A 7,010-nucleotide genomic window follows, 5' to 3' on the forward strand; every position below is an offset into this window, starting at 1 on the left:
CGGGTTCGCACCCGCTTCCGCCCTACTTCCGGATTACAACTTGCCTTCGTCTTCGAAGGTTTCGGTCCAATCTTCGATCAGAAGATCAAGCGCTTCCTGGGCCGTGCCCTGGTCGGCTACGACGTAGTCGTGGATGCGTTTCTGCATTGCCAACAGCAGTTCTGCATAAGCAGGCTCCTGCCAGAAATCCTGAACCCCAGCCATTGCCTCCAGGAAATCACCGGCGAACGGTTGGCTATCCACGAAACCAGGATCTTCCAGCACTGAGTTATGCGCCGAATAGCCGCCTAGCTCCCACCATTTCGCCTGAACTTCTGGCTGTGCGAACCACTTAATGTACTCAAGTGCGGCGTCTTGTTTGTCAGAGTAACTGACAACAGAAATTCCTTGTCCGCCGAGTGTTGAACCGGCCTGATTTTGTGGTGGATTCACGAAGAAGTCGATCTTGTCACCGCCGGTATTGGGATCGGCATAAAGACCAGGGAAGAACGCAAACCAGTTCATAGCCATTGCGACCTGACCTGACTTAAAGGCGTCCAGGCTCTCACCCATGTACGAATTGGTGTATCCCGGAGGCGTCGCTGTTTTGTAGAATTCCTTGTAGAACTCCAAAGCCTCAACTGCTTCCGGTGAGTTTACTGCGCCTTCCATGTCATATGAGCCAGGAGTGTTTTCGTATTTGAAACCCCAGGGGTAAAGCGCCCCGGTCACGCCCATCGTGATCCCTTCCGAGCCGCGCTCGGTAAAAATGGCTGCTCCATACACGGTTTTTCCATCGATCTCACGACCCTGGAAGAATTGGGCGATCTGTAGCAACTCTTTCTGAGACTGAGGCTCGCGCAAATCCTGCCCTGTGGCTTCTTTGTATGCCGCCTGGATTTCAGGGTTTTCGAACCAGTCCTTACGATAGAACCAGCCATTGGCATCACCCATCGCGGGCAGCGCGTAGTAGTTTGGTGTGCCCTTGGGCCAGGTCGAATAGGCGTAAACGGTGGCTGGCGCAAAATCGTCCATGCTGATGCTTTCAGCATCGAAGAAGTCGTTCAGTTGGACATAGTGACCGTTTTCCGCGCCACCGCCGATCCATTGACTGTCACCAATCAGCAGGTCGCAGAGCTTACCACCGGAGTTCAGCTCATTCAGCATTCTGTCCGCAAAATTTGGCCAAGGAACAAATTCGAAATTCATCGTGTGGCCGGATTCTGCTTCGAATTCCTTTGATAGCTCGACAAGCGCGTTGGCCGGGTCCCATGCAGCCCAACATAGCGTCAGATCTTCAGCATTTGCCTTGGTAGAAAGAGTAGTAGCGGCAAGGACTATTGCGCTGGCCGAGGCCAGTTTTGAGTAAGTCATCCATTCCTCCCTTTTTTGCGCCGTCAACCGAGGATGTGCGAATCGCGGCATACCCCCAAGGCTATTTGAGGTACGCACCTCAAGTCCAGAAAAACTTGAGGTTCGTACCTCAAAATGCTGAAGGCACCCTCGAGCAGAGTCGCTTATGAATTGATTTTAAGAGGAATTTCAGAGATGTTGATGCGCATGTGTTTTCGGTTGCGGGATGTCAAATAGCCCTATCGATCGAAATGACACAGCCAACTTTGGCGACATCAGGCCATCAACTGGTCTCGGGAATTCGCTTCGGTGGCCACTTGCAGTATATTCAGTCGATACATTTACGAATTGGAGATAGCGTCAAATAGCGCGAACCACGCAGGATCGTGCCTAACTCGTTTGGTCAGGTGCAGACGTATGAAAAATCTCTCTATCGTTCGAATGAACCGCTACCCAATTAAAGGCTTGAGTTCCGAGCCTATGCAAACCGTGACGCTGCAAGCAGGAGAGGGCATACCCGGTGATCGTCTCTTCGGATTTGCCCGTTACAACTCCGGTTTCGACATGCAGAACCCTAAGCCACTTCCAAAAGACCGTTTTGTCGTTTTGATGAACGAGGCTGCACTGGCAGGCATGCAGACCCGTTTTGATATTGAGACCCAAGATCTTGAGGTCAATGCGAACGGCAAGATGCGATGTTTTAATATGCAAGTTCCTGAGGATCGGATGGATGCGGCAAGGTTCCTGAGCACGGAGATAGACTTAAGAGATCCCGAACCGCCAAAGTTCGTCTATTCCGCTCCTCATCGGTTTACGGATGTGTCTGTCGTGTCGCCGAAAATGATGAACGCGATATCTGTTTTGAATCTGGCCTCTGTGGAAAAGTTGGGCAGACAACTGAACACAGATATCCACCCAGCGCGGTTCCGAGCGAATATCGAGATAGACGGGCTACCTTCGTTTTCTGAGCTGGATGCCGTTGGATCGGTTCTAAGGTTCGGCGATGTTGAGTTAAAGGTACTCTCACGTACGAAAAGGTGCGCAGCAACTGAAGTGAACCCGAAAACGGCCGAGCGGGACTTGAAGATACCCTACCTTATTCAAAAGTTGATGGGTCATATGGATATGGGCGTCTATGTCGAGGTAACCAATGGCGGAACGCTAACGGTCGGGCAAACTGGGGAAAAACTCACGTGAGTTTTGAGCCGCCAGCACCGCCGCAAACTAATCAGGTTTCATTCTGTTAATGCGCAGCGCGTGAACTGCACCGAAGCGCATCCGGGGCATTACCGATCTGAGTTGTGCACTCAATGCTCAGTAATTTAGGACAGTCCAGACACGAGTTGTCCAATCCAAGGGCTGCACCGGCAAAGATCGCAGCAGATGTTACAGGCGCGCTAAAAGCCAGAAGTGAAAAGGCAGATATGCCTTGGTCTGGTGTGGGGTTTTGGTCGTGTGACTGGCAGTGGCCAACGGAAGTAATATATGCCGCGTCTGGACAGTGAGAGATACGCACGCAGCTTCATTTTGTGTCACACCTGTGTGTCACACCGCTCTAACGCGTGCTATCTAGTTGTATTGTTAGGTTTTGGTGGAGCCTAGGGGAAACGCCGCCGATCTTATAATGCACTGATAGTAAACATTATTGTAGTGTATTGGTTTGCAGTGTCTCTCACCTTAGTGTCACACTCCGATATGCATAACCTCTTCCGCCAAGCTGCGCACATCAAAGCATGCGAACCTCTTAACTGCCCTGCTTGGTATAATGTGCCGACCTACTACTTTTTTCGTTTTGAGATGTTGCGAACGATGTGGAACGGTTGTGTGCGGGTCTGCTCGGCAACGACCTTACTCACGCCGTACCAAGCCGTATAACAGCCACTTCTCTATCCGCAGTGAGATTGGTCATTTTGATTCCAATCAGATATATTTGAATGTGATCAGTTGAAGGCGGGGTGGGGCAAGTGAACAGTTCTATTTCTGATGACGCGATGGCGAGGCTCCCATTTTGGGTAACCCCTCCGGGAGAGACAGATGGTTTTCTGATCGTTGTTGGATTGGTTCTAGTCATAGTGCTGCTGGGTTTTGGCGCACTCTACTTCACAGTACAGGCCATTCCAGACCGCATGGCAGCAGGTGCTCATAAGGTCCAAATGCAGTTGGTCGGTGTACTTGGGTTAATCTCTCTATTCACCCTGAATAACGCTTTCTGGATCGCAGCTATTCTGATCGCCGCCGTGCCGTTGCATGAGATCTTTCCACTCAAGACCGAAGTAGACGTCTCGGAGAGCGACGATGCTTGAGCTAGTCTTCTCTGCACTGATCACAATCGTCCCAGACTATCTGTATCGCCGCTACAAGCAAGGCAAGCGGTGGGGTCACGAAATAACCCTGTTCAATGTCTGGTATGAATTGCGGTGGGGTTTGACCGCCTGTGCAATACTGGCTGTGACGCTGATCACGGTGATCTTCTATTTCCACCCCTCAACGCGGAATGTCTCTGCGGCGTTTCGCACAGTTACCATTCTGTCGGATCGCGCGGGGCGGGTAGCGGAGGTCTACGTTGCCAATAATGAAGACGTTATGGCTGGCGAGGCCATTTTCCGACTGGACACCACACGTCAGGAGGCAGCAGCGGAAACGGCTCAGCGACGTATCGAAGAGATTGAGGCGGCTTTGGGCCTGACCGCAACGGAAGTCGCGAGCGCCACCGCAAGGGTTGAGGCGACGGAAGCTGACCTTGCTCAGGCTACGAGCGATTTGGAGCGACGTCTGGAGCTTGCGGAACGAAACAACACCGTTGTTAGTGAGCAGGAACTGGAACGCTTGCAAACAGCAGTGACCGGCGTGGAAAGTCAGCGCGCTGCCGCAATTGCCTCCCTCGATGGTGCCAAATTGCGCCAAACCACTCTTCTCCCTGCACAGCTTGAAACTGCGCGATCGGTTTTGAGAGAATCTGAGAACGAGATATCAAAATCCACCGTGTTTGCCGAGGTGGATGGGACGGTAACGCAGTTCCTCCTAAAGCCGGGTGATATCGTTAATCCAATACTACGCCCTGCCGGGATTTTGGTGCCTGAGGTCACGGGACAAGGGCGCTATATCGCGGCTTTTGGTCAGATTTCTGCCAGTGTGCTAAAGCCGGGTATGCTGGTGGAAATTACCTGTGCGTCTAAACCGTTGACCATAATCCCAATGGTTGTGGACGACGTGCAGGAGGCGATTGCTGCAGGGCAGTTCCGACCGGGGGATGCGCTGCTGGATCAGCAGGATCGAGCGAGACCCGGTACAGTTACAGCATTCCTAGCACCTATTTTCCCAGAGCATCTTGATAGCATCCCGCCCGGTAGTGCGTGTGTTGGAGTTGCTTATACGAGCCGAGCAAAGGAAATCGACGCTGGTGAGATCACGGGCCTGTCTGCTTTCATCGCAAGGATTGTGGATGGCATGGGTATAGCAAATGCAATTGTCTTGCGTGCGCAGGCCATTCTGCTTCCTGTTAAGACATTGGTTTTCAATTAGGCCCCCAACTGGCAGAGAGGTAGAGTTTCTCCATGGGTTGCGACGCCAGCTACATTTGCACGTTTCTATCGGTTTTCCTGTGGGACCTGATCTACCTGTCACCGATACTTGTATTCTTGTTGGTTTTGGTGTGCATGCTGGGAGTATCAATTGGCCGGATCGAAGGTTGGTCGACCGGATCTAGCCTTTACCATGCTTTCATAAACGCAACTACGGTTGGCTACGGAGACATTAAGCCGGAGAAACCCGCGAGCCGGGCTTTGGCCGTTATCAACGCGTTTGTTGGGCTTATCTTTGCAGGCGTTGTCGTAGGCATAGGTGTACATGCAGTCGAGACTGCGATGGTTGCCGAGTTTTAGTTCGCTCTTTCTCACTCGTTAGTGGCTGTGCTGTGGGTCTACTGGGTGGTGCTTGGTTTGGTACTCAGAATGTGTCACGGCACGGTGTTTGGACCGGTCTAAACACGACAGTCCACTAGATGCTTGCGTATGGCTGCTCTCGTGTAGTCTGCGTGATACTCTAGTTATTGGATCAGATACGGTCGCTCATCGGTCAGCAAGGCATTCGTCAGCATCCGGTCTATATCGTTTCTGTTGATAGCCCGAGATGCTCTTTGCAGTCGATAAATGCGTTCAACGCCGCACAGTACATCTTCCGATAGAAGGTCTCTCAATTGTAGTTTCCAATGAATAGAACCAGTTGGTGTCAGCAGTCCTGTTCTGTACCCGGTGCAGTCTCTTCGATTTAGTTGTTAGACTACTTGTGCTGGTACGTATTTTACCGCAAAACTTAACCGGATGAAATGATAAAAAGTAATATAAAACAGACAGATAAGATTTTCTAGTTAGGTGTATTTAACAAGTATACTAGTCTTTATGCTGATACTGGCTAACCATCCATCGCACTAAGCATATCGGTGTATAGTATTACTATTGGTAGGATGTGTTATGTATATACACATGCTGTATACTGTTAGGTATCTACTACTGATGAATATCTAGTGCATATACATATAGTGTGTATTCCAAGTAGAGCGATTTGTATATTATATGCATATACAGATTAACTCGGCTATTTATGTATAATACATTGTATATATTATGGATATTTTCTATTTACGTATATACAATATATAATATAAGGCTATTTTTGATATCATCTGATCATATCTAATCTGTAACCTTGCAGAGGCAGACAGATCACACATTCGGAAACGTGTATCTGTCCTCAATCTTGTGGTAATCCAACGGGGCAAACGGATGATTCATGCAAAACCATAAATGCATCCATCTGTTTGTTCACAAGAGGGAGGCTTAAGCAAAGCGCGAATGTTACTGTTTCTTCCCTCATAAGAAGAAGGGGCTAGCAATCTCCGAATTGAACCTTAGAAGATTGCCGAATTGCAAAGAAAACAGATGATCCGGCACGAGTGTACACCTACTCCTGTTCAGATTGGCACTAATCTAGCCTTCCAACAACTCAAGTAGCAGCGATCAGCCTTGGCCTGCATTGAGTATCCGGTAAACCGATGCGCGGCTAATGCCGAGGTCTTGAGCAATCTTGGTAGCGCCGATGCCTTCACCTGCCAGAGCACGCACCTCGTCCGACTTTGCCAATGCGGTTGGTTTGCGTCCTTTGTACTTCCCGGCAGCTTTGGCCTTGGCAATTCCTTCACGCTGGCGTTCCAGCATTATCTCACGCTCAAACTCGGCCACGCTTCTCAACAGGTTCAACATCAGCTTGCCTTGGGCAGTGGACGTGTCGAGACTTAACCCCAAGATCGTTAGGTGCGCTCCAACGGCGTCAAGCTGGGTGCGGATTTCCATCAGGTGGGCCATAGAGCGTGCAAGACGGTCCAGTTTGGTGACTACTAGGTGATGCCCTCACGGATGAAATTCAGCGCCTCAGTGAGCTTCTCACGCGCTCTGACATCCACTGACGATACCTGTTCCGTAAATGCCTTCTCGCACCCAGCTCGTTCCAGTTCCCGTAGTTGAGCATCAAGTCCAGCCGTCTGATCCAAAGTGGAAGTCCTAGCATAGCCAACAAGCATGATCTTTTCCGTCTCTCAAAGTCTCAGTTGTCTGACGTCAGCGCCCATGGGACAGTTTAGGTCGATTTGATAAGAGAGGGTTTCTGGCTCATCGTAACTGCCA

The 7,010-nt window shown here is 50.4% G+C and carries 5 protein-coding genes and 1 pseudogene; 4 read left to right on the forward strand and 2 right to left on the reverse strand.

What is annotated here, in order from left to right:
* Positions 1–33 precede the first annotated feature (33 nt).
* Positions 34–1,353, reverse strand: coding sequence for an ABC transporter substrate-binding protein (locus tag AC2FLD_RS21445; protein ID WP_050605964.1), 1,320 nt, complete (start codon positions 1,351–1,353; stop codon positions 34–36).
* A 396-nt stretch (positions 1,354–1,749) separates the two neighbouring features.
* Between AC2FLD_RS21445 and AC2FLD_RS21450 the strand changes: the two genes are divergently transcribed.
* The 4 genes from AC2FLD_RS21450 to AC2FLD_RS21465 all read left to right on the forward strand — a co-directional run bounded on the left by AC2FLD_RS21450 (position 1,750) and on the right by AC2FLD_RS21465 (position 5,213).
* Positions 1,750–2,529 (forward strand): MOSC domain-containing protein, encoded by a 780-nt coding sequence (locus tag AC2FLD_RS21450; protein ID WP_496674120.1) that lies wholly within the window; start codon positions 1,750–1,752, stop codon positions 2,527–2,529.
* Positions 2,530–3,296: 767 nt separating this feature from the next.
* Positions 3,297–3,635 (forward strand): hypothetical protein, encoded by a 339-nt coding sequence (locus AC2FLD_RS21455; protein WP_170473889.1) that lies wholly within the window; start codon positions 3,297–3,299, stop codon positions 3,633–3,635.
* Complete coding sequence (locus tag AC2FLD_RS21460) at positions 3,628–4,854, forward strand: HlyD family secretion protein (protein WP_496674114.1); 1,227 nt, start codon at positions 3,628–3,630, stop codon at positions 4,852–4,854. The genes AC2FLD_RS21455 and AC2FLD_RS21460 overlap by 8 nt, the downstream gene beginning before the upstream one ends.
* A gap of 32 nt (positions 4,855–4,886) precedes the next feature.
* Positions 4,887–5,213, forward strand: coding sequence for a potassium channel family protein (locus AC2FLD_RS21465; protein ID WP_170473895.1), 327 nt, complete (start codon positions 4,887–4,889; stop codon positions 5,211–5,213).
* 1,134 nt (positions 5,214–6,347) lie between these two features.
* Here AC2FLD_RS21465 and AC2FLD_RS21470 read toward each other — a convergent pair.
* Positions 6,348–6,907, reverse strand: a pseudogene (locus AC2FLD_RS21470) (recombinase family protein).
* Positions 6,908–7,010 lie beyond the last annotated feature (103 nt).

This window comes from Ruegeria sp. CDSA021, assembly GCF_059612325.1.

Bases quoted from the DNA above. Each gene is read 5' to 3' on its own strand.
- AC2FLD_RS21445 (WP_050605964.1), bottom strand. From the start codon at position 1,353: ATGACTTACTCAAAACTGGCCTCGGCCAGCGCAATAGTCCTTGCCGCT.
- AC2FLD_RS21450 (WP_496674120.1), top strand. From the start codon at position 1,750: ATGAAAAATCTCTCTATCGTTCGAATGAACCGCTACCCAATTAAAGGC.
- AC2FLD_RS21460 (WP_496674114.1), top strand. From the start codon at position 3,628: ATGCTTGAGCTAGTCTTCTCTGCACTGATCACAATCGTCCCAGACTAT.
- AC2FLD_RS21465 (WP_170473895.1), top strand. From the start codon at position 4,887: ATGGGTTGCGACGCCAGCTACATTTGCACGTTTCTATCGGTTTTCCTG.